The organism is Streptococcus sp. FSL W7-1342 (assembly GCF_037966635.1).
GTDB lineage: Bacteria > Bacillota > Bacilli > Lactobacillales > Streptococcaceae > Streptococcus > Streptococcus salivarius_D.
In genome coordinates, this window is sequence record NZ_CP150200.1 from 1,913,802 (window position 1) to 1,935,401 (window position 21,600).

Consider the following 21,600-nt stretch of genomic DNA (forward strand, 5'->3'; position numbering starts at 1 on the left):
ATAAAAAGTACTCAGGTATAAGAAAGCGTCTAATTTGAGATAATACTGAAGAACTTTTTTTACTCTCCATAATAGTACCTCAACCCACTAATACTCAAGTCTACTGTAAAAATATAAAGAAGCAATATACAAAATTGCATAGTAGACTACAAATAATAACATAATAAGTAATATACTACTATTAAAAGACATATGACCTAACACATTAACATAACCGTTCGGAAACACATATTTTAGCGAAGCAAGTTGTGGAGCTATAAAAGAAAAAAGTGCAAAAATAATTCCTACAAGCATAGTGAATCCATTTGTCAAGATAATTGATGCCAGACTGGCAACTAATAAACACAACAAAAACACCAAAATAGTCCCTAAAATACTAATTACCGTATACTGTACATCATCAATTTTGGAAGGCCAAAACCTACCTGATGTATATGGTTTATGAACCAAATAAACATAATAAGTAAACAATGATGAAAAGAAAGTTATTACTATATACAATATTTGAAACAATAAAATCGCTCCTAACTTTGCATTTAAAATAACTTTTCTACTAATATCTTTGTAAAGATACATAATACCACTTGTAATTTCATCCCTAAAAATCGTACTTACAATATAAATAAAAACTACTAATGGCAAGGTCATTTGGTACTGAGTAAATAAAACTGCACTAAAAAACTCTAAAAAGCTTAGTGACCCTACTGGGGCGCTCAATTGCATAAAATTGGTATTAAATAATCCTACAACAATTAATAGCATTGGGAAAAAGCTAAAAGCTAACGCAATTTTTGATTCTTTTTTCTTCAACAATGCTTTAAAAAAAGGTAATGTTAAGTAATTCATTCCTATTCCTCCACAAATAATCTTTCTAAACTATCCTTTTTAGATAAAACATTATTAATTAGCTTAGCAACTGCAAGTTGTTCCAAGATACTATTTAATGCTTCATTATTTACAGAATTATCAATTTCAATATTATTTTCACTATACTTTAAGCTATATTTTTTCACAAGATTCTCTATCAAATGATTATCTTCATCTCTGAAAATCTCATTCAGCTCTATTATAATACTATTTTGCTCCGTACTGATTTTATCATCAATTATCCCTGATTCAATGAAAAGATAACGTGTACACAAGTCTTCTAATTCTGCTAACTGATGACTAGATATTATCATTGATGTTTTATTAACTTTTGACCATTGTTTTAAAATTTCCAATAAATTTTTAACACCGATAGGATCTAAACCCACAAAAGGCTCATCTAACAACACAAATTGAGGTTCCGTAACAAGAGCCAATGCTAAAGCAGTTCTTTGTTTCATACCAAAAGAAAAATCTATAGGTTTTCTATCTTTAGCTTCCCAAAGTCCGACTAATTTCAGTATTTTTTCGATATTATCTTGATACTGTTCTTTCTTATGAATTTTAAGATATAACTTTAAGTTTTCTTCAACACTAATTTGTGGAAAGAATACAGGTTCTATCATGATTCCAAAATCTTTAAGAATATTATCTTCTTTAAAAATGTCCCTACCATTAAAAAAAACATTCCCTTCTGTAGGATTTTGAGATTTTGCTAATATTTTGAGCAAAGTACTCTTCCCTGAACCATTTTTACCTACTAAACCTATAATATCTCCCTCTTCAATCGTAAAAGTAGCATTTTCTAAAGAATAAAAAGCATTACCCTTATATTTTTTTCCTAACCCTTTAACTTCAATTATTGCCATTTTTCTTCACCATACGTTCCATAACTTTTATACTAATATACTCTACCAAGAAATAAAGTAAGGCTACAAATACAATTTGAGAAGGCTCAATTAAACTATTATTTATCTTGATATACATTTCTCCACTTGTTATTGTATTTTTTTGAATAAAACTAGTCCAGACACTAGAACCTTTTAAAAATAGCCCTATAATAATGTAAGCAATTAAAGAGATTGCTGGAAAAATTCATCAATATCTTGCTTTTGGGCTAGGAAGTTAAGCAGTTCTGTGCTAAACTGAGTCATAGGAATAAATCTCTTTCTAGTAATGTGTTGCAACTCTACTATAACGGATTTATTCCTTTTTGTGTTTACACAACTTATTTTACACTATCATTTCTCTTTTTCGCGAATAAGATTGTCTTTATCGAAAACTTATTATCGTTTATCGATAATTATATATTACACTCTTTATTTCTCCTTGTCAACAACTTTTATCGTTTTTCGATATTTTTTATCTAAGATTCAAAAAAATAGAAAAACCAGCTAAGAAAATCTTAACTGGTTACCTTACTTATGTTAATCACCTAGACTGGTCATACTTCCGTCTAGACTTGTTATGATTTTAAGAAGAGGGGTTCTACGTTATGAAAAAAAGGAAAAAGGGATTTTGGAAAATGAGGGATGAAAGTTGTAGAATATGGGTAAATTTAGCCTCTTCCTGGCATCAATATTAGTTTTGATAAACCTTAAAGTCTTGAGGATGCTTTTGGAAATTTGGGTTGTATGTTACTTTAATTTTTACTGTCATTGTTGTTTCCTCCTTTTTAGGAATGGTTTGGCCTAGCCAAAACGTTTTATTATCAAAACCTATCTCGTTTTGATGGTTTTATTATAGGATCTCTAACTTAAAGAAAGCTTGTAATAAGCTTGAAGGAAACTTAAAACTCTCAGTGAGTTCACTGAGAGTGCTTGTGTTTATATCATGGATAAAATAAGATAAAACCTGCAAAATAAAATATAAGACCTATCAGTAGAAGAAAGAAGGGATGAAAGATAGCAAAAAAATCGAGTTTTAACCGCTTCTTTTTCATGGGTTTCCTCCTCAGTCAAACTCAGCTTGCCTTCTCAAATGAGCTCCAAGCACCTGCCAATCAGGATTCTCGCGCCAGTTAGGGTCAGACACAATTTGGCTGGCCACGCGCCTTGCTTCTTCTAAGATATTGTAGTCTTCCACAATATCAGCCACTTGAAATTCAGGAATTCCTGACTGACGTGTCCCAAAGATCTCTCCTGAACCACGCATTTTAAGGTCCTCTTCTGCTAGAACAAAACCATCCGTAGTCTCACACATGGCTTGCATGCGTTTTTTCCCGGTATCATTTTTAGGATTAGCCACCAATACACAGTAAGATTGCTTGTCGCCACGACCTACACGGCCTCGAAGCTGGTGAAGCTGGCTAAGTCCAAAACGATCCGCATCCATAATGACCATAACCGTAGCATTTGGCACGTTAACCCCCACTTCGATAACTGTGGTTGATACTAAAATTTGAGATTTTTTATCCTTGAAATCTTGCATAATCTGGTCTTTTTCATCATTTTTCATGCGACCGTGCATCAGAGCCACTGTAGCTGAATCCCCAAAGAAATCTGTGAGTTCCTGATGAAGGGCCACCGCATTTTTCAAATCGAGAGCCTCAGACTCTTCAATCAAAGGTGAAATAAAATAGACCTGAGCATCTTTTTCCAACTCTCCCTTGATCCAAGTCAGTACGGTATCTAGTTGCTCATGTTTAACCCAACGGGTAATAATGGGCTTACGTCCTGCTGGCATCTGGTCAATGATTGACACATCCATCTCCCCAAAGGCAGTGATCGCCAAGGTCCTAGGAATAGGGGTCGCTGTCATCATAAGGACATCAGGATTATCACCTTTCTCACGGAAAATACGACGTTGATTAACCCCAAAACGGTGCTGTTCATCAGTAATTACTAGCCCAAGCCTGTGATAAGTCACAGCATCCTGAATCAGTGAGTGAGTCCCCACGATCATCTGAGCCTCCCCAGATTCGATTTTGGAAAGAGCTACTTTTTTGTCCGCCGCCTTCATCCCAGAAGTTAGGAGCACTACCTCTAGCTCAGGAAAAAGCCCCTGCAAACTCTGATAATGCTGCTCTGCTAAGATTTCCGTCGGTACCATGAGGGCAGACTGCAATCCTGCCGTATAAGCCCCATACATAGCCAGGCTAGCGATAACTGTTTTCCCTGAACCCACATCTCCTTGCAAAAGACGGTTCATATGAGCTCCAGATTTCATATCAGCTAGGATTTCCGATAAACTGCGCTGTTGGGCCTCTGTCAAGGGAAATGGTAATTCTGCAATTTTGGCCTTAATTTTGGCTTCATCGTAAGCAATTGCTAGACCATTGGTTTCGGACTTATTCTCAGCCTTCAGCACCTGTAAATTCATCTGGAAATAAAAGAGCTCCTCAAACTTGGTCCTACGTAAAGCCTGCTTATATTCAGCCAAATCTTTCGGAAAATGCATAGCACGCACAGCCTCTTGGCGTCCCATAAGACGATACTTGTCCATAAGCACCTGTGGGAGACTCTCCTCCAACAAATTAAGAGCCCCACTATCAAAAGCTGCCTTTATTGCCTTTATCAGCTGGGCCTGACTAACACCCTGGGCCACATGATAGACCGGCTGCATATCGTCCTCAACTTGAGCCAATACTTTCATACCAGTCACAGCCGACTTCTTCTGGTCCCATTTGCCAAAAATAGCCACTTCTGCCCCCATCTCAATCTTGTCCACAAGATAAGGCTGGTTGAAGAAACTAATGGCAATCACTGCCTCTCCTTGCTTGATTTTAAAACTCAGACGATTACGTTTAAAGCCATAATATTGCACATTGGCAGGGGTCACCACCGTTCCCGTAATAACAGCCTTTTCGCCATCCATCAGTTCAAAGATAGACTTACTCTTAAAATCTTCATATCGGAAAGGAAAATAAAGCAAGAGGTCCCCAACCGTGTGCAAATCTAATTTGGTAAATTTTTCAGCGGACTTAGGACCAAAGCCTTTCAAATCCGCAATCGGTGAATCTAGTTGAATCATATCCTCTATCATTTCTATCGTGTTCTTCTCCTCGTGAAAGAGGAAGCCTTATCAGCTATTATAACACATGAAAATGGACTTCACTAAAATCAAAAAATCCAGTATCAAACTGGATTTCTCTTTATTTATATTAGTCATAGCTACGAGGTACACGATCACTAAGCAAACAAAGGACCTCATAGTTGATAGTGCCGCGTTTTTCAGCCACCTCTGTCGCAGTGATACTTGCTCCCCCATTTTCACCCATAAGAGTGACAGGAGTTCCTAGGGGATAAACCTTAGGAAGGCGAACAGTGATCTGGTCCATAGACACACGCCCAACAATTGGACAAAGCTGTCCATCCACAATAACGTGGAAACCTTGTAAATCTCTGGTCCAACCATCCGCATAGCCAATCGGAATGGTTCCAATAACCTCATCAGCTGTCGTCGTATACGTTGCACCATAACCCACATCTTGACCTGCTGGCAGAGTCTTAACATGAACAAGTGCTGTCTCCAAACTTAAAGCAGGACGAATGTTATATGGAAGGTCTAAAACACTGCCACTAGGATTGAGACCATAGATGACGACACCCAGACGTACCGCATTAAAGACTGTTTCTGCATGCCAGATACTTGTCGCAGAGTTGCTAGCATGTACCAAGCGAGGGCGGTCCACCAAGTTATTAACCAAATCCGTGAAGAAGGCCAATTGACGCTTGAATTTACTATCATCTGCTTCATCAGCTGTTGCAAAATGGGTAAAAATACCTTCGACATCCGCACCAAGTGCCTTCAGACCAGCAATCAAACTATCTGCATCTCCTTGGCTACGCACCCCAATGCGTCCCATGCCTGAATCAATCTTAATATGACAGGTCAAACCAGTCAAATCAAGCCCTTGATCCTTAGCCATTTTCAACCACTCAAGCGAAGCTACCGTCAGAGTGATGTTTTCTTGAATAGCCAAAGGAACCTCGTCTGGCAAGACGACTCCTAAAATGAGTATCGGTTGCTCCAAGCCAGCTTGACGAAGTTCAAGCGCCTCGTCTAGGTTGGAAACACAAAAACCATCCACCTGCTTAGATACATGCTTGGCCACTTCGACAGTGCCATGACCATAAGCATTGGCCTTAACAACTGCAAAAGTCTTTACCTGTTTAGGGATGTGACTAACCACTTGTTCAATATTTTCTGAAATTGCTGATAGATCAACCTTTGCCAAGGTTGGTCGATGTAAACTTGAGATCATAAGCTATCCTCTTCCAACATCTATCTCTTAGTTTTTTTCTAAAATGACACTTGCCTGAACAAAATCACCGCTATGGGAAATCGAGATAAAGACATTGCCTTCAAAAGGCGACTGGGTCACCACTGGAGCTCCCTTGTCATTGGTCAAAATTTCAATATCCTTAAAGCCGACTGCTCCAATACCTGTACCCCAGGCCTTTGAAAATGCTTCCTTACCAGCCCAGCGACCTGCTAAATAGGACATCTGACGATTGCCAGAAAGGGATTCAAAACGCTCCCACTCTTTTGGTGTCAATACCTTTTTTGCAAAGCGTGGATTGCGGTCATAAGCCTTTTTAACTGCTGAAATTTCCTGCAAGTCTATACCATGTCCAAAAATCATAATTGTTACGAAAGTCGATTGTGGATTTCACGAATAAGGCTATCTGTCTTATCCCAACCAAGACATGGATCTGTGATTGATTTACCGTAAACTTCAGGTGTGTCTTGACGACCATCCTCAAGGTAAGACTCAATCATAAAGCCACGCACGGCATCCGCGATACGCTCATCCCACTCACGGTTAAGAAGGACTTCACGTACAATACGAACTTGCTCCATGAAGTTTTTACCAGAGTTATCGTGGTTAGTATCAACAAGGATAAATGGATTTTTTAAACCAAGGGCACTGTATTTGTCCAAAGCCTTAACCAAGTCCTCATAGTGGTAGTTGACAATGCTCTGACCATTTTCATTGTTGGCACCACGCAAGATAGCGTGAGCGAGTGGGTTACCATCTGTTTTAACTTCAGCGCCATTGTATAGGAAATGCTGTTGGTTCTGCGCAGCATAGATACCATTAAACATGACATTCAAATTTCCTGACGTTGGATTCTTCAAACCAATTGGCACATCAATACCTGAAGCTACAAAGCGGTGTTCTTGGTCCTCAACCGAACGTGCTCCAACAGCGTGGTAGCTAAGTAGGTCATCAAAGAAGGAAAGATTTGACGGATAAAGCATCTCGTCAGCGATTGGAAGGCCTGTTTCAGTAATAATACGTGACTGAAGGTGGCGAACCGCCTTAACCCCAGCAAGAAGGTCTACATCACCCTCTGCATCTGGTTGGTGGATAAGCCCCTTATAACCATCCCCATTAGTACGAGGTTTAGCTGTATAAACACGCATAACAATAAAGATTTTATCTTTCACTTCTTCCTGAAGTTTGGCCAAACGGTGAGCATAGTCAAGAACGGCTTCTTCATTATCAGATGAACATGGGCCAATAACCAAGAGAATACGTTTGTCCTCACCCTTGATAATTTTTGCCAAAGCCTCATCATTAGCCTGTTTAGTTACTAGTGCGTCTCCCGTAAGAGCATGCAATTTCCTTACTTCCGCTACATCAATCAGCGGACTATTTTGATGAATTCCCATCTTTTTCCCTCTCTTTGTGAAAAGAGAGCGAACCGCTTGGTCATCCAAACGGTTCACTCCCCATATATGGTTTCTGTTACCTTATTATTTTGACAAAGTATCGTGGATTTCACGAATCAATTCTTCTGTCTTATCCCAACCAAGACATGGGTCAGTGATTGATTTACCATAGACATCTGGCGCATCTTGACGGCCATCTTCAAGGTAAGATTCAATCATGAAACCACGTGCAACTTTGTTGATTTTTTCATTCCAGTCACGGTTAATCAAGGTTTGACGAACGATACGGATTTGTTCCAAGTAACGTTTACCTGAGTTATCATGGTTTGTATCAATAACGATGAATGGATTTTCAAGGCCCATTTGTTCATAGTGTTCGATGGTTTCAAGAACATCATCATAGTAGAAGTTAGGCACGTTTTTACCATATTCATTCGTTGAACCACGAAGAATAACGTGTGCCAATGGGTTACCTGATGTTTCAACTTCTTCACCGTTAAAGAGGAAGTTTTGTTTGTTTTGTGCAGCGTAGATACCATTAAACATAACGTTAAGGTTCCCTGATGTTGGGTTCTTCATACCAGTTGGAACATCAATACCTGATGCAACAAAACGGTGTTGTTGGTCTTCTACAGAACGTGCACCGATGGCAATATATGACACAAGGTCATCTACCAAAGGAAGGTTTTCTGGGTAAAGCATTTCATCAGCAGTTGTGATACCAGTTTCAGTGATAACACGGTAGTGAAGATTACGCACAGCCTTGATACCATTGATTAGGTTTGGTTTACCTTCAGCATCAGGTTGGTGGACAAGCCCTTTATAACCATCACCATTTGTACGAGGTTTAGCTGTATAAACACGCATAACCATAAAGACTTTATCTTTAACTTCTTCTTGAAGTTTAGCCAAACGGTGAGCATAGTCAAGAACTGCATCCTCATTATCAGATGAACATGGACCAATAACCAAAAGCGTACGGTCATCTTCACCCTTGATGATTGCTTCAAGCTCTTTATCACGAGCTTGTTTCTTGGCAAGGGCTTCACCTGTCAATGTAGTTGATTCTTTAACTGCATCAAAATCAATTTTTTCACTTACTGCTTTAAAAACCATAATAATTACCTATTTCTTTTTTCCTAAAATTGTTTACGACCGTGACAATTTTTAAATTTCTTACCAGAGCCACATGGACAGAAGTCATTACGACCAACCTTACTAAAGTCAATTTCTTGACCATTAGCATCTGCTTGGTGAGCCTGGATATTGCCTGTTGCTGTTGTTGAAACACGTTCATTCACATTTTCACGAGATTGTTCATGAATTTGTGCTTTCATCATTGTACGTGTCACATCATATTCAATTGCCCCAATCATATCTTGGAACATCTTGAACCCTTCAGATTGATACTCAACGATTGGGTTGTTTTGGGCATAACCACGCAAACCAACGGCATTACGTAATTGATCAAGGGCATCGATGTGATCCGTCCACTTGTTGTCAACAACCATCAAAATCAAGACTTTTTGGAATTCACGGATAGCTTCCTCTGAACGCAATTTCTTGATTTGACGATCATAAACATCAGCTGCTAACTCATTCAAGTAAACTTTAATAGCGTCATAATTAACACTACGTTTCGTTACCTCTCCCACTTCTCGTAAATCTTCAAGTGAGATGGCATTCTCAGGAACCAAGGCCTGACGAGCAAAGTTCAAAATACCTTTAAGAGCTTCCTCTTGATCATTGCGGCTGTGACCATCTACTGTACGGTTAATCGTACGCTTAATCATAGCCTTAATCTCAGGTTCAAGGTCACGTTCCGCTGTGATAACATCATAACGCTCAGCGTAGATGATTTCACGTTGTTCACGCATAACATCATCGTACTGAAGGACTTGTTTACGAGTATCGTAGTTATTTCCTTCGACACGTTTTTGAGCCGCTTCCACTTGACGAGTCAACATGCGTGATTTGATAACGATATCTTCATCATCAGCGTTCAAACGTTCCAAGACTTGCTTGATACGATCAGAACCGAAACGACGCATCAATTCGTCTTCAAGTGAAAGGTAGAATTGAGATTCTCCTGGGTCCCCTTGACGTCCCGCACGACCACGCAACTGGTTATCGATACGACGGCTTTCGTGACGCTCTGTACCAATGACACAAAGGCCACCAAGGTCAAGAACACCTTCACCAAGTTTAATGTCGGTACCACGACCGGCCATGTTGGTCGCAATCGTAACGGCACCACGTTGACCCGCATTCATGATAATATGCGCTTCTTTTTCGTGGTTCTTAGCATTAAGTACTTCATGAGGAATACCTGCTTCAACCAACATCTTAGAAATCAAGTCAGATGTTTCAACGGCAACCGTACCAACAAGGACTGGCTGTCCCTTTTCATAACGACGTTTAACATCTTGTACCACAGCGCGGAATTTAGCATCCAAGGTTGGGTAAAGAAGGTCGTCGTGGTCAATACGTTGAATTGGACGGTTAGTTGGAATCGGAATGATTCGCATGTTATAGATTTCACGGAATTCATCTTCCTCAGTCTTACCAGTACCAGTCATCCCTGACAATTTCTTGTACATACGGAACATATTTTGGTAAGTGATTGAGGCAGATGTCTTCGTTTCTTCTTGAACCGGTACACCTTCTTTTGCTTCAATGGCTTGGTGGAGTCCATCTGAGAAACGACGACCTTCCATGGTACGACCTGTAAATTGGTCGACGATAAGAATTTCTTGCTCAGGACTTACCACATAGTCGATATCATGCAACATGATGTAGTTGGCACGAAGGGCATTGTCAATATAGTGAGTCAAGGCAACGTTGTCAATATCATACAAGTTGTCCAAGTTGAAGAATTCTTCAGCCTTGTCAATACCTGAGTCATTCAAACCAATTGTTTTTGTTGGAATATCAATGGCATAATCATCCTCTGTCAAGGTCTTAACAAAGGCATCTGCACGATGATACAACTGGTTAGTTTCTGAACTTACAGGACCTGATACAATCAATGGTGTACGAGCTTCATCGATAAGAACCGAGTCAACCTCATCGACCAAGGCATAGTTCAATGGACGTTGTACCATGTTTTCCTTACGAACAACCATGTTATCACGAAGATAGTCGAAACCTACCTCTGAGTTGGTTGAGTAAGTGATGTCACAGTTATAAGCTTCACGTTTTTCAGCTGGTGATTTGGCTGAAAGGTTAATCCCTACTGACAAACCAAGCCAACTATAAAGCTCACCCATTTCAGTCGCATCACGCTCTGAAAGGTATTCGTTAACGGTGATAACGTGTACACCTTCACCTGAAATAGCATTTAGGTAAACAGGCATTGTCGCAGTCAGGGTTTTCCCTTCCCCTGTACGCATCTCTGGGACGTCACCATGGTGAAGAACGATACCACCCATGATTTGCACACGATATGGGAAAAGTCCAAGGACACGTTTTGCCCCTTCACGAACAACTGCAAATGCCTCTGGCAAGAGTTGGTCTAGGCTTTCTCCGTTTTGATATCGTTTTTTAAATTCTTCTGTTTTTGCCTGAAGTTCTTCATCTGAAAGAGCCGCCATTGCATCAGCATAGCTCTCGACTTTCTTGGCAGTTTTTTCTAGTTTCTTAATTTCGCCTTTATCATTTTCAATGACTTTGCGTAATATATTTGCCATCTTTTTTCCTTTCGACAGTCTTTATCTCCATATTTTACCACAAAAGCCCCCTTTAAACAAGAAATCACTCAAGGATTGACAAAGAAAAAAGCCCTAGTTTAAGGGCTTTCACAATGGATTCGCAAATAAACTAAAACTTTTTTATTAGATTCACTGAAAATATCGACAATAATACTTTATGCCTACTTCTCAGAGTTTTCTTGGCTCTCTAGGATATCCTCAAAATCATGCAAAAGATTTTCAAAAGCCTGCTCAAAGAAGGCATGGTCGGTGCTACTATAAGCCTTCATTATCATAGGACTTGCTTCAAAATCAACGTAGAATTGATAGTCCAAGACACCATTTTTCCAGTAAAATTTGATGCTAGGGGAAGCTGTTTTTTCACCACACATACCAGGAATTGCCCGTTGTAAGCCATAAATGTGGTCGCCATAGTCTTTCAGACGATAATAAGCTCCTTCAAAATAATATGATTTGTTGATTTCAATACGCTCAAATAGGGCCGCTAAAACTTTTTCATTACTCATACTTAAGCCTCGTTAGGGTGACTGACAATCATCTCCAATTGTCCATCAATTTCCCAATCTGTCACATCATTTGGAAGAATGAAGTGATCACCTTTCTTTAGACAATAAATGCGTGAATCGATAGTCATGGTCCCATTGCCAGAAAGTACGGAACAAAGCAAATAGGGAGCTGCTTGCTTGAAGTCAACCAAGCCACTGAGTTTCCATTTATACACAGTGAAAAAGGAGTTTGATGTCAAACAAGTCGACTCTAATTGCAAGGTCTTAACAGTTGCTGGGACACTATTTTCTGGATTCCCTAGATTCAAGACATCAAGAGACTGTTGAATATGAAGTTCACGTTTATTTCCCTGATCATCCCTACGATCAAAATCATATACACGATAAGTGGTATCGCTAGATTGTTGAGTCTCTAAGATAAGGATACCTGGACCAATAGCATGCATGGTGCCACTTGGTACAAAGAAAAAGTCACCTTTCTTAACAGGAGTTTTCGCCAAAAGTCCATCCCAATCACCTGCTTCAATCAAGGATGCCAGCTCTTCCTTTGTCTTAGCCTTGTGACCATAAATAATTTCTGCACCCTCTTCAGCATCAATAATATACCAACATTCTGTCTTTCCTAGCTCACCTTCGTGCTCTAGCCCATAGGCATCATCAGGGTGTACCTGCACTGAAAGCCAGTCATTAGCATCCAAAATCTTGGTCAACAAAGGAAAAACACTAGTCTTGGGGTTCCCAAAAAGTTCTGGATTATCCTTGTAAAGCTCTGCCAGGTGGAAACCAGCATATTTTCCATTTTTGACATAGGATACACCATTAGGATGGGCAGAAATTGCCCAATATTCACCAGTGTGTTCACTGGGAATATCGTAACCAAACTCTGTCTTGAGGCGATTACCTCCCCAGATTTTCTCATGCATTGGTGAATCTAAAAATAAAGGTTCCATTACTTCCTCCTGTATAGAGCAAAACGCCTTAAGATTATCTCTTAAAGCGATTTTACATATTTTGTTTATTTGTTTGCATGCTTGTCAGCTACATCTTTAGCAAGTGCGAAGTTACCAAGCGTCGCAGAGCCATTACCTGAAACAGCAGGTGTCACAATATATTCATTTACATCTGGTACTGGAAGGTAACCATTCAAAAGAGCTGTGAATTTTTCACGAACACGACGAAGCATGTGTTCTTGCCCCATAACACCGCCACCAAAGACGATAACTTCAGGACGGTAAAGGACTGTTGCTTGGACAGCCGCTTGAGCAATGTAGTAAGCTTGAACATCCCAAACTTCAGAGTGCTGATCAATCAATTCACCACGAATACCTGTACGGGCTTCAAGCGATGGTCCAGCAGCCAAACCTTCCAAACATCCACGGTGGAATGGACAAGTACCGTTAAATTCATTGGAAACATCATTTGGGTGAAGCGGTACATATACGTGACCAGCTTCAGTATGACCCATACCACCAATGAATTCACCATTTTGAATAGCTCCAGCTCCGATACCTGTTCCGATAGTGTAGTAAACAAGGCTCTTAACACCTTTACGAACAAGTGTCTCACCATAAGCAGATGAGTTAACATCAGTCGTAAAGTAGAAAGGCACAATAAACTCTTTAGCAATCAAACCAAGAAGGTCGACATTTGACCAATGTGGTTTTGGTGTTGAAGTCACAAAACCATATGTTTCAGAGTTTGGATCAACATCAATTGGACCGAATGAACCAATAGCAATTCCAGCCAATTGGTCTTCATAACGTTTGAAAAATTCGATCGTACGATCAATTGTTTCATAAGGTGTAGTTGTTGGGAATTGAGTTTTTTCAACGACTTGGAATTTCTCATCACCGACAGCACAAACAAATTTTGTACCACCAGCTTCCAAGCTTCCGTATAGTTTAGCCATAGGTAAAGCTATCTCCTTTTATGATCAATAATAACTATTTATACTAATATAAAGAAAAGCTAGGCAAAAGACAATCTAAATGAGACCTTGTTTGAGGAGGTACAGACTACTCTGCTTCATACTTTTCTTTATGAGCCATTTAACTAAAAAAGCCGAATTGGCTTCGACTTTTTTAGCTTATTATTTAACTGCGATGAAGTTTGCACCTTCAGCAACTGAACCAGTCGCTACTGATGAAACATCTTCGAAGTCTGCAGTGTTTGTAACGATAACCATAGTTGTATCGTCAAGACCTGCTTCAGTGATTACTGAGCTATCGAAGGTAGCCAAGACATCACCTTTTTTAATGCGTTGATTTGCTTGAACTTTAGCATCAAATCCTTTACCGTCAAGTGAGACAGTGTCGATACCGATGTGGATAAGCACTTCAGCACCTTTATCAGATTTAAGACCGTAAGCGTGACCTGTTGGGAAGGCGATTTGCACTTCACCATCAAATGGTGCGACTACTTGGTTACCTGAAGGTTTGATAGCGGCACCCTTACCCATAGCTCCTGAAGAGAAGACTGGGTCATTAACATTTTCCAAAGCTACAACTTCACCTTTAAGTGGTGCAGCGATTGTTTCAGCTTGCAATGCAACTGGAGCTGATTCTGCAGATGCAATATCTTCAGCAACAACTTCTTTTTGAGCTTCAACTTCTTCCTCTTTGTAACCGAAGATCCAAGTAAGAGCGAAACCAAGAGCAAGTGTTACAAGTACCATAAGAACATATTTAAGTACTTGACCGTTAAGGTAAAGAAGTGTACCAGGAACGATTGTTACACCAAATCCTGTACCAGCAAGGTTAAGGATTGATGCCAACCAACCACCAGCAGCACCGGCGATAAGACCCATGATAAATGGTTTACCGAAACGAAGGTTAACCCCGAAGATAGCTGGTTCAGTGATACCAAGTACCGCTGAAAGAGTTGCAGGGAAAGCAAGTGCTTTCAATTTAGCATCTTTAGTTTTTACACCAACTGCAAGTGTCGCACCAGCTTGTGCAGTCATAGCAGCTGTGATGATTGCGTTAAGTGGGTCTTTACCAGTATTTGCAATAAGGTTAGCTTCAAGCAAGTTGAAGACGTGGTGAACCCCTGTAACGACGATAACTTGGTGAACACCACCAATAACAAGACCAGCAAGACCAAATGGCAAGTTAAGAATCCATTCTGTAGCAGCAAGAACATAGCTTTCAACAGTATGGAAGACAGGACCAATAATAAAGAGGGCCAAAGCTGACATTACAGCGAAGACGATAAGTGGACGCAAGAGTAGGTCAAGAACGTCTGGAACCCATTTACGAACCCATTGCTCAAACTTAGCACCTAGCAAACCTACGAAGAAGGCTGGAAGGACTGAGTTTTGGTAACCTACTACAGGAATAAAATCAAAGAAGTAGATTGGTTTAGCTGCACCTGACGCAACATCCCAAGCATTTGGAAGGGCGTTATTAACCATCATCAAACCAAGAACTAAACCAAGAAGTGGTGAACCACCAAAGACGTTAAAGGCTGACCAACAAATCAAGGCTGGGAAGAAGGCGAAGGCTGTATCTGTCAATACAACTGTGTAAGTATAGAAGTCTGTAGCAGCAAAAGCTTTAGATGTTGTACCGAACAAACCAAGAACTGTATCGTTATTGATTGCTCCACGGATACCCATGAAAAGACCAGTCGCTACGATAGCTGGAAGCAATGGAACGAAAACGTCACCGAATGAACGGATAGCACGTTGGAACCAGTTCCCTTGCTTAGCAGCTTCTGCTTTTTGCTCGTCTTTAGATGCTGTTGGAAGACCTTGAGCAACGACTTCGTCGTAAATCTTGTTAACAGTACCTGTACCAAAAATGATTTGGTATTGACCTGAGTTAAAGAAAGCACCTTGAACTTTTTCAATGTTCTCAGCCTTTTCTTTATTGATTTTGTTTTCATCTTTGACCATCACACGTAGACGAGTCGCACAGTGAGCAACACTGTTGACGTTTTCACGTCCACCAAGGGCATCGATGACTTCTTTTGCAATTTGTTTGTTATCCATTTGCAAAATTCTCCTTAATAAAATTTGGTATGAAAGCGTTTAGCTTTTCTTTACGATAACTATTTTAGCATCTTTCTGCCATATGTCAACCGTTTAGCATATTTTTTTATTTTTTGTTATAAATCGTTGATTTTTATAGGTAAAACGTTTACTATATTATTAACAAATAGATTAGGAGATTACTAAATATGAATCTACCAACAGAAGTTCGTTACCGTCCATACGCAGATTGGACAGACGAAGAAAAAACAAAGATTAGAGAAAATGTCGCTAAATCACCTTGGCGTGCAAGTTACCATATCGAACCAGAAACAGGGCTTCTTAATGATCCAAACGGTTTTTCTTACTTTAATGGTAAGTTCCAACTTTTCTACCAAAGTTGGCCATTTGGAGCTGCTCATGGTTTGAAACAATGGGTGCATACTGAAACTGAAGATTTGGTTCACTTTACAGAAACTGGTGTCAAACTCTTGCCAGACCATGAAAATGATAGCCACGGTGCCTACTCAGGTTCTGCTTATCAAATCGGTGATAAACTCTTTATCTTCTATACTGGGAACGTTCGTGATGAAAACTGGATTCGTGACCCACGTCAAATCGGCGCTTGGATGGATAAAGACGGCAAAATCGAAAAATTCGACAAGGTTCTTATCAAACAACCTGCTGACGCTACTGGGCACTTCCGTGACCCTCAAATCTTCGATTACAAGGGACAATTCTACGCTATCGTAGGTGCTCAAAACCACGATAAACAAGGTTATATCAAACTTTACAAGGCAGTAGACAATGATGTCGAAAACTGGGTTGAGGTTGGTAATCTTGACTTTGGTGGCACTGGGTCAGAGTACATGATTGAGTGTCCTAACCTTGTCTTTGTAGATGGCAAACCTGTTCTTCTTTATAGCCCACAAGGTCTCGATAAAGCTGAACTTGACTACGGTAACATCTACCCTAACACTTATAAGATTTTCCAAGATTTCGACACAGAAAAACCTGCCCTCGTTGATGGCACACCAATTATCAACTTGGACTACGGATTTGAAGCATATGCAACTCAAGGCTTTAATACTCCAGATGGTCGTGCCCTTATTGTCAGCTGGATCGGTCTTCCAGATGTGGACTATCCAACTGACAAATACGACTACCAAGGGGCTATGAGCTTGGTTAAAGAATTGTCTATTAAAGATGGCAAACTCTACCAATATCCAGTCGAAGCCATTACAAGCTTACGTGCTAGCCAAGAAGATTTCTCTGAAAAAACGGCAACAACTAACACTTACGAGCTTGAACTTAACTTTGAAGCTAACACTCAAACAGAACTTGTCCTCTTCGCAGACCAAGAAGGGAATGGCTTGTCACTTACAGTTGATACTGAAAACGGAAAAGTTATCCTTGACCGTTCTAAAGCTGGTGAACAATATGCTACTGACTTTGGCACAAGCCGTGAATGCGCTCTTGATGCCGGTCAAGCTGCAACAGCAAACATCTTTGTAGATAACTCAATCGTTGAAATTTTCTTCAACAAAGGTGAGAAAGTCTTCACTAGTCGTGTCTTCCCAAGTGCAGAGCAAACTGGTATCAAAGTAACGTCAGGAAACGTTTCTGGACACTACTTCAACTTGAAATACTAAGGTGATTTATGGTCGCAAAGCTTACTGACGTTGCCGAACTGGCTGGTGTGAGCCCAACCACAGTTTCTCGCGTCATAAACAAAAAGGGCTACCTCTCACAGAAGACCATTGACAAAGTTCACGCTGCTATGCAAGAACTCAACTATAAACCTAATAATTTAGCTCGAGGTCTTCAAGGAAAGTCGGCCAAACTCGTTGGCTTGATTTTCCCAAATATTTCCAATGTATTTTATGCCGAACTTATTGAACGTCTTGAGGATGAACTCTTTAAGCAAGGCTATAAAACCATTATTTGTAACAGTGAGCATGATCCTAACAAGGAGAGGGACTATTTGGAAATGCTTGCCGCCAACCAATGTGACGGCATCATCTCATCTAGTCACAATCTTGGTATTGAGGATTATGAGAAGGTTGAAGCTCCCATCGTTGCCTTCGACCGTAATCTCGCCCCAAAGATTCCTATTGTTTCGTCTGACAACTTTGAAGGTGGCAAGTTAGCCGCAAGAGCTATGGTCAAGGCTGGCTGTCAACGCATTGTCATGATTACAGGCTATGATAATTCGGATTCTCCAACAGAACTTCGTCAACTAGGTTTTAATTATGAATTGGACAAGAAAGGTATTATTTGTCCTGTTCCAAACGATTTGTCTCTCATGCGACGAGAATTAGAAATCAAATCTATTATCTCTCGTGAAAAACCAGATGGCATCTTTGTTTCGGACGATTTAACAGCTATCTTGGTTATGAAGATAGCTAGACAATTGGGACTTTCTATCCCAGATGACCTAAAAATCATCGGTTATGACGGTACCGCCTTTATCCGTCACTTCTACCCAGAGCTAGCAACCATCCAACAACCTTTAGATGAAATCGCTAAGCTTTGTGTCGAAATTCTTCTCAAGAAAATTAAAGGCAAAACAGTTAATCGTGATTACGTGCTTCCAGTAAATTTGATTGCCGGTGGTAGTATATAAATAAAAGTCGCAAGAAATCTCCGCTTGCGACTTTTTTTCTTGTTAAATTTGTAGAAAAAAGAAGTTGAAATAGTGTTCAACTTCTTTTGCTTATGCTTCATCTGTCACGAACTGACTAAGTACACCGTTAATGAACTTAGCAGATGTTTCATCAGAATATTTTTTAGCGATTTCAATGATTTCGTTGATAGCCACACGTCCTGGTGTTTCTTCAAATGACGTGATTTCATAAAGTCCTAAACGAAGGAGGGTACGATCTGTCACAATCAAACGTGAGAGACTCCAACCTTCTTTCAATTTTTCTTCAATTTGACTATCAAGTTGAGCCAACTCTTCACGGACGCCTGTTACTAGACTAAGGAGAAAGGCTGGTACATCAACTTCAGTTTCTTCGTCAATTGGCTTGTCATAAGTGTAAGCGAAATGTGCTTGTTCCAGAGCTTCACCACCAAATTCAAGGGCAAAAAGCGTTTGAAAAGCACGCTCACGAAGGTCACGACGTGAATCTTTAAAGATATTAGTCATTCAAAAAATCCTCGTTAAACAATTCAGCCAAGTCTGGTTTTTGTGACTTTTCAGTAACAATAGATTCAACGTGAACGTTGACTTCTGAAATTGCCACTTCTGCCATATCATAGACAGCTGCTTTAACAGCTTTTTGAATTTCAATTGAAACCGCTGGTACGTTAACCCCATACTGAAGTGAAACGTAGATATCAGCATTTACAGTACCATCTTCTTCTGTTCGGAGGTAAACACCACGTCCCAAGCTTGTTTTGCTGAGACTATCCGTAACATTTTTATTTTGAAGGGCGTAAACACCTTCCACTTTAGTTGCAGCGATACCTGTAATCACTTCGAGCACGCGAGGGGCAATTACAATTTCACCGATATTTTCTGTAGTCATCGCATGTTTCCTTTCCGTTAGTTTGGAAAATAAAGCCTTCAAACCAGTGGTTTGAAAGACTTAGTTGGGCTTAGGCACGTGATACGTAAGTACCTTCAGCTGTGTTGATAACCAATTTTTGACCAGCTTCGATAAAGTCTGGAACGTTAACCACAAGACCAGTTTCAAGTGTTGCAGGTTTACCTGAACCTGTAACTGTTGCACCCTTGATTGATGGTTGTGTTTCAGTAACAGTCAATTCAACAGTTGTTGGTACTTGCACACCGATAACTTCTGTTCCGTAGAATTGGATTTTTACTTCTGAGTTTTCAAGGATAAATTTCAATTCTTCTTGAACGTTGGCTACTGGAATTTCATATTGGTCATATGTTTCAGTGTTCATGAAGTATGCAGTATCATCCATTTGGTACAAGTATTGTGCTGGTACTGTTTCGATGATTGCTTGTTCAAATTTTTCTTCTGGACGGTAGCTAGTATCAAAAGTTGAACCTGAGCGAACATCACGCAATTTCATACGCATGATTGTATTACCTTTACCAGGTTTGTGGTGGCTAGCTTCAAGAACTTTGATCAATTTGCCATCGTTAGTTACGAAAGTCATACCCGCACGGAGTTTACTTGCTTCAATCATTATTAAATACCTCTTTGTAAAAAATTATTATCAGTTTATTCTACCATAAATGACAGCATGGCTCAAATGTTTTATAGATTCAAGCCCAATCCTCAAGCTTTTTTCAAAGAACAAGCTAGTCATTCATTCCTAAGTGAACCTCTGGAACATCATGTTGCAAATAAGAAACACCCTTTTGTTCCATCAACTCAATCGCAAATGGGTGCGGTCTATAATTGGCCTTGTAAGTAATCTTTACGATACCAGCTTGCAAGAGGGCTTTGGTGCAGTTGATACAAGGAAAATGAGTCACATAAATCTCTGTATTTTTGGTAGAAATCCCCTCTTTGGCACATTGGATAAGGGCATTCATCTCTGCGTGTACCGTACGAATACAATGACCATCTTCCATGTAGTGACCTACTTCGTTACAGTTATCAGTCTCAGAAACCCCGCCGTTATAACCTGTAGCGATAATACGCTTGTCCTTGACTAAAACAGCCCCAACAAAGGCACGATCACACGTAGAACGCTTAGAAATCAGCTCTGCATTAGCCATAAAATAATCTTGCCAAGATAAACGGTTTGGCATAAAGTATTCCTCCAAATCTTAGAGAACAATCAATTCCTTAGGCGCAAGGGTAATCAATTCACAACCATTTTCTGTGATAATGATGTCGTCTTCGATACGGACACCATATTTATCAGCCAAATAAACACCTGGCTCGTCCGTCAAGACCATACCAGCTTCGATGGTTTCATCAGAATTACCAAAGTAAGGAATCTCGTGAATGTCAAGACCAATACCGTGTCCGATACCGTGTGTAAAGTAGTCACCGTACCCCGCTTCGACAATAACATCACGCGCAACCTTATCATAGTCACGACGTGTCATGCCAGCCTTAGCCGCATCAATCAAAGCCTGATTAGAACGTAGAACGATATCATAAATTTCACGCTCCTCATCAGTAGTGTCACCAATATGGATAGTACGAGTCATATCGCTAACGTAGTGGTTGTAGTAGCATCCAAAGTCCATAGTCAAGGTCTCACCAGATTGGATAACCTTTTCTGAAGCAACCCCGTGAGGCATAGCTGAACGGTAACCTGAAGCAATGATAGACTCAAAGGAAATCCCTGAAGCTCCGTACTCACGCATACGGAAATCTAGGAAGTTTGCCACTTGTAGCTCTGTTGTTTGACCTGGTTTAATGAAATCAAGCACATCTGTAAAGGCACGGTCTGAGATAGAACAAGCCTTACGGATAGTTGCCAATTCTTTTTCGTCCTTGATCATACGCAACTCTTCCATGAAGTTGCTTTGTGGTGACAAAGTGTAGCCTTCAAAAATCGCTTGAAGACCTTGGTAGTAAGCAAATGACACCTGATTATCAAAACCGATTGTTTCAAGGTTATCAGCCTCGATAATTTTAACAATATCCTTAAGTGGATCCTTACTTTCGATAATATCAAAGCCATGCACAGATTGTTTGGCAATGAGGGTATAACGTGAATCCGTTAAGAAGAGGCGACGATTCTTAGTAATGAAGACAGTCGCATTTGTCCCCCAGAAATCTGTTAAATAATAGATATTTTTTTGTCCTGTCACCAACAAGGCATCAAGGCCTGATTGGGCAAGTTTGGCATCAAATCGTTCAAGTCTACGTTGCATTATGAATTACTCCTTTGGTATTTTAGGTTAATTATACCAAATTTTCAGACTTTAAAGGATTAAATTGACATTTTAGAGTGTTTTTTTGATGTCATAAAGAAAAAGCCAGAT

19 protein-coding genes are annotated in these 21,600 nt (G+C 40.0%); 2 read left to right on the top strand and 17 right to left on the bottom strand.

The features are described from left to right. Positions 1-87: 87 nt before the first annotated feature. The 12 genes from NSQ79_RS08860 to NSQ79_RS08915 all read right to left on the bottom strand — a co-directional run bounded on the left by NSQ79_RS08860 (position 88) and on the right by NSQ79_RS08915 (position 15,695). Entirely contained in the window at positions 88-846 is a 759-nt protein-coding gene (locus NSQ79_RS08860) for an ABC transporter permease (protein ID WP_014632622.1), read from the bottom strand. Between the two features lie 2 nt (positions 847-848). Beyond that, entirely contained in the window at positions 849-1,736 is an 888-nt protein-coding gene (locus NSQ79_RS08865) for an ABC transporter ATP-binding protein (RefSeq protein WP_014632621.1), read from the bottom strand. Between the two features lie 1,084 nt (positions 1,737-2,820). Further along, positions 2,821-4,851, bottom strand: a complete 2,031-nt coding sequence (gene recG, locus NSQ79_RS08870; RefSeq protein ID WP_260319146.1) for an ATP-dependent DNA helicase RecG — start codon at positions 4,849-4,851, stop codon at positions 2,821-2,823. Positions 4,852-4,969: 118 nt separating this feature from the next. Continuing rightward, positions 4,970-6,073: an alanine racemase gene (alr, locus tag NSQ79_RS08875; protein WP_049527467.1), complete on the bottom strand. Its 1,104-nt coding sequence runs from the start codon at positions 6,071-6,073 to the stop codon at positions 4,970-4,972. Between the two features lie 27 nt (positions 6,074-6,100). Further along, positions 6,101-6,454, bottom strand: a complete 354-nt coding sequence (acpS, locus tag NSQ79_RS08880; protein ID WP_014632616.1) for a holo-ACP synthase — start codon at positions 6,452-6,454, stop codon at positions 6,101-6,103. 5 nt (positions 6,455-6,459) lie between these two features. Next, positions 6,460-7,488, bottom strand: coding sequence for a 3-deoxy-7-phosphoheptulonate synthase (locus NSQ79_RS08885; protein ID WP_049527464.1), 1,029 nt, complete (start codon positions 7,486-7,488; stop codon positions 6,460-6,462). 84 nt (positions 7,489-7,572) lie between these two features. After that, the gene (locus NSQ79_RS08890; protein WP_014632614.1) at positions 7,573-8,604 is read right to left on the bottom strand and encodes a 3-deoxy-7-phosphoheptulonate synthase; all 1,032 of its coding nucleotides are present in this window, start codon (positions 8,602-8,604) and stop codon (positions 7,573-7,575) included. 23 nt (positions 8,605-8,627) lie between these two features. Next, complete coding sequence (gene secA / locus NSQ79_RS08895; RefSeq protein WP_045769168.1) at positions 8,628-11,177, bottom strand: preprotein translocase subunit SecA; 2,550 nt, start codon at positions 11,175-11,177, stop codon at positions 8,628-8,630. 182 nt (positions 11,178-11,359) lie between these two features. Then, a complete protein-coding gene (locus NSQ79_RS08900) occupies positions 11,360-11,704 on the bottom strand; it encodes a hypothetical protein (RefSeq protein ID WP_014632612.1) in 345 nt (114 codons plus the stop codon). A 2-nt stretch (positions 11,705-11,706) separates the two neighbouring features. Continuing rightward, on the bottom strand, positions 11,707-12,654 hold the full coding sequence (gene manA / locus NSQ79_RS08905; RefSeq protein WP_045769167.1) for a mannose-6-phosphate isomerase, class I: 948 nt from the start codon (positions 12,652-12,654) through the stop codon (positions 11,707-11,709). A gap of 65 nt (positions 12,655-12,719) precedes the next feature. Continuing rightward, positions 12,720-13,613, bottom strand: a complete 894-nt coding sequence (gene scrK / locus NSQ79_RS08910; RefSeq protein WP_013991169.1) for a fructokinase ScrK — start codon at positions 13,611-13,613, stop codon at positions 12,720-12,722. A gap of 180 nt (positions 13,614-13,793) precedes the next feature. Next, a complete protein-coding gene (locus NSQ79_RS08915; protein WP_045769166.1) occupies positions 13,794-15,695 on the bottom strand; it encodes a sucrose-specific PTS transporter subunit IIBC in 1,902 nt (633 codons plus the stop codon). 188 nt (positions 15,696-15,883) lie between these two features. Here NSQ79_RS08915 and NSQ79_RS08920 point away from each other — a divergent pair, with 188 nt between their 5' ends. Next, entirely contained in the window at positions 15,884-17,326 is a 1,443-nt protein-coding gene (locus NSQ79_RS08920) for a sucrose-6-phosphate hydrolase (RefSeq protein ID WP_045769165.1), read from the top strand. An 8-nt stretch (positions 17,327-17,334) separates the two neighbouring features. Beyond that, the gene (locus NSQ79_RS08925; RefSeq protein ID WP_164332235.1) at positions 17,335-18,300 is read left to right on the top strand and encodes a LacI family DNA-binding transcriptional regulator; all 966 of its coding nucleotides are present in this window, start codon (positions 17,335-17,337) and stop codon (positions 18,298-18,300) included. 90 nt (positions 18,301-18,390) lie between these two features. Here the strand turns inward: NSQ79_RS08925 and nusB are convergent, their stop codons facing one another. From nusB to NSQ79_RS08950, 5 genes are all read right to left on the bottom strand, one after another. Beyond that, a complete protein-coding gene (nusB, locus tag NSQ79_RS08930; RefSeq protein ID WP_002884506.1) occupies positions 18,391-18,825 on the bottom strand; it encodes a transcription antitermination factor NusB in 435 nt (144 codons plus the stop codon). Next, on the bottom strand, positions 18,818-19,207 hold the full coding sequence (locus NSQ79_RS08935) for an Asp23/Gls24 family envelope stress response protein (RefSeq protein WP_002884704.1): 390 nt from the start codon (positions 19,205-19,207) through the stop codon (positions 18,818-18,820). The genes nusB and NSQ79_RS08935 overlap by 8 nt, the downstream gene beginning before the upstream one ends. A gap of 70 nt (positions 19,208-19,277) precedes the next feature. Then, a complete protein-coding gene (gene efp, locus NSQ79_RS08940) occupies positions 19,278-19,838 on the bottom strand; it encodes an elongation factor P (protein ID WP_002884532.1) in 561 nt (186 codons plus the stop codon). Between the two features lie 115 nt (positions 19,839-19,953). Then, positions 19,954-20,409, bottom strand: a complete 456-nt coding sequence (locus tag NSQ79_RS08945; RefSeq protein WP_149561176.1) for a deaminase — start codon at positions 20,407-20,409, stop codon at positions 19,954-19,956. A gap of 18 nt (positions 20,410-20,427) precedes the next feature. After that, a complete protein-coding gene (locus NSQ79_RS08950) occupies positions 20,428-21,489 on the bottom strand; it encodes a Xaa-Pro peptidase family protein (protein ID WP_164332236.1) in 1,062 nt (353 codons plus the stop codon). Positions 21,490-21,600: the final 111 nt, after the last annotated feature.

Bases quoted from the DNA above. Each gene is read 5' to 3' on its own strand.
- NSQ79_RS08860 (WP_014632622.1), bottom strand. From the start codon at position 846: ATGAATTACTTAACATTACCTTTTTTTAAAGCATTGTTGAAGAAAAAA.
- NSQ79_RS08865 (WP_014632621.1), bottom strand. From the start codon at position 1,736: ATGGCAATAATTGAAGTTAAAGGGTTAGGAAAAAAATATAAGGGTAAT.
- recG (WP_260319146.1), bottom strand. From the start codon at position 4,851: ATGATAGAGGATATGATTCAACTAGATTCACCGATTGCGGATTTGAAA.
- alr (WP_049527467.1), bottom strand. From the start codon at position 6,073: ATGATCTCAAGTTTACATCGACCAACCTTGGCAAAGGTTGATCTATCA.
- acpS (WP_014632616.1), bottom strand. From the start codon at position 6,454: ATGATTTTTGGACATGGTATAGACTTGCAGGAAATTTCAGCAGTTAAA.
- NSQ79_RS08885 (WP_049527464.1), bottom strand. From the start codon at position 7,488: ATGGGAATTCATCAAAATAGTCCGCTGATTGATGTAGCGGAAGTAAGG.
- NSQ79_RS08890 (WP_014632614.1), bottom strand. From the start codon at position 8,604: ATGGTTTTTAAAGCAGTAAGTGAAAAAATTGATTTTGATGCAGTTAAA.
- secA (WP_045769168.1), bottom strand. From the start codon at position 11,177: ATGGCAAATATATTACGCAAAGTCATTGAAAATGATAAAGGCGAAATT.
- NSQ79_RS08900 (WP_014632612.1), bottom strand. From the start codon at position 11,704: ATGAGTAATGAAAAAGTTTTAGCGGCCCTATTTGAGCGTATTGAAATC.
- manA (WP_045769167.1), bottom strand. From the start codon at position 12,654: ATGGAACCTTTATTTTTAGATTCACCAATGCATGAGAAAATCTGGGGA.
- scrK (WP_013991169.1), bottom strand. From the start codon at position 13,613: ATGGCTAAACTATACGGAAGCTTGGAAGCTGGTGGTACAAAATTTGTT.
- NSQ79_RS08915 (WP_045769166.1), bottom strand. From the start codon at position 15,695: ATGGATAACAAACAAATTGCAAAAGAAGTCATCGATGCCCTTGGTGGA.
- NSQ79_RS08920 (WP_045769165.1), top strand. From the start codon at position 15,884: ATGAATCTACCAACAGAAGTTCGTTACCGTCCATACGCAGATTGGACA.
- NSQ79_RS08925 (WP_164332235.1), top strand. From the start codon at position 17,335: ATGGTCGCAAAGCTTACTGACGTTGCCGAACTGGCTGGTGTGAGCCCA.
- nusB (WP_002884506.1), bottom strand. From the start codon at position 18,825: ATGACTAATATCTTTAAAGATTCACGTCGTGACCTTCGTGAGCGTGCT.
- NSQ79_RS08935 (WP_002884704.1), bottom strand. From the start codon at position 19,207: ATGACTACAGAAAATATCGGTGAAATTGTAATTGCCCCTCGCGTGCTC.
- efp (WP_002884532.1), bottom strand. From the start codon at position 19,838: ATGATTGAAGCAAGTAAACTCCGTGCGGGTATGACTTTCGTAACTAAC.
- NSQ79_RS08945 (WP_149561176.1), bottom strand. From the start codon at position 20,409: ATGCCAAACCGTTTATCTTGGCAAGATTATTTTATGGCTAATGCAGAG.
- NSQ79_RS08950 (WP_164332236.1), bottom strand. From the start codon at position 21,489: ATGCAACGTAGACTTGAACGATTTGATGCCAAACTTGCCCAATCAGGC.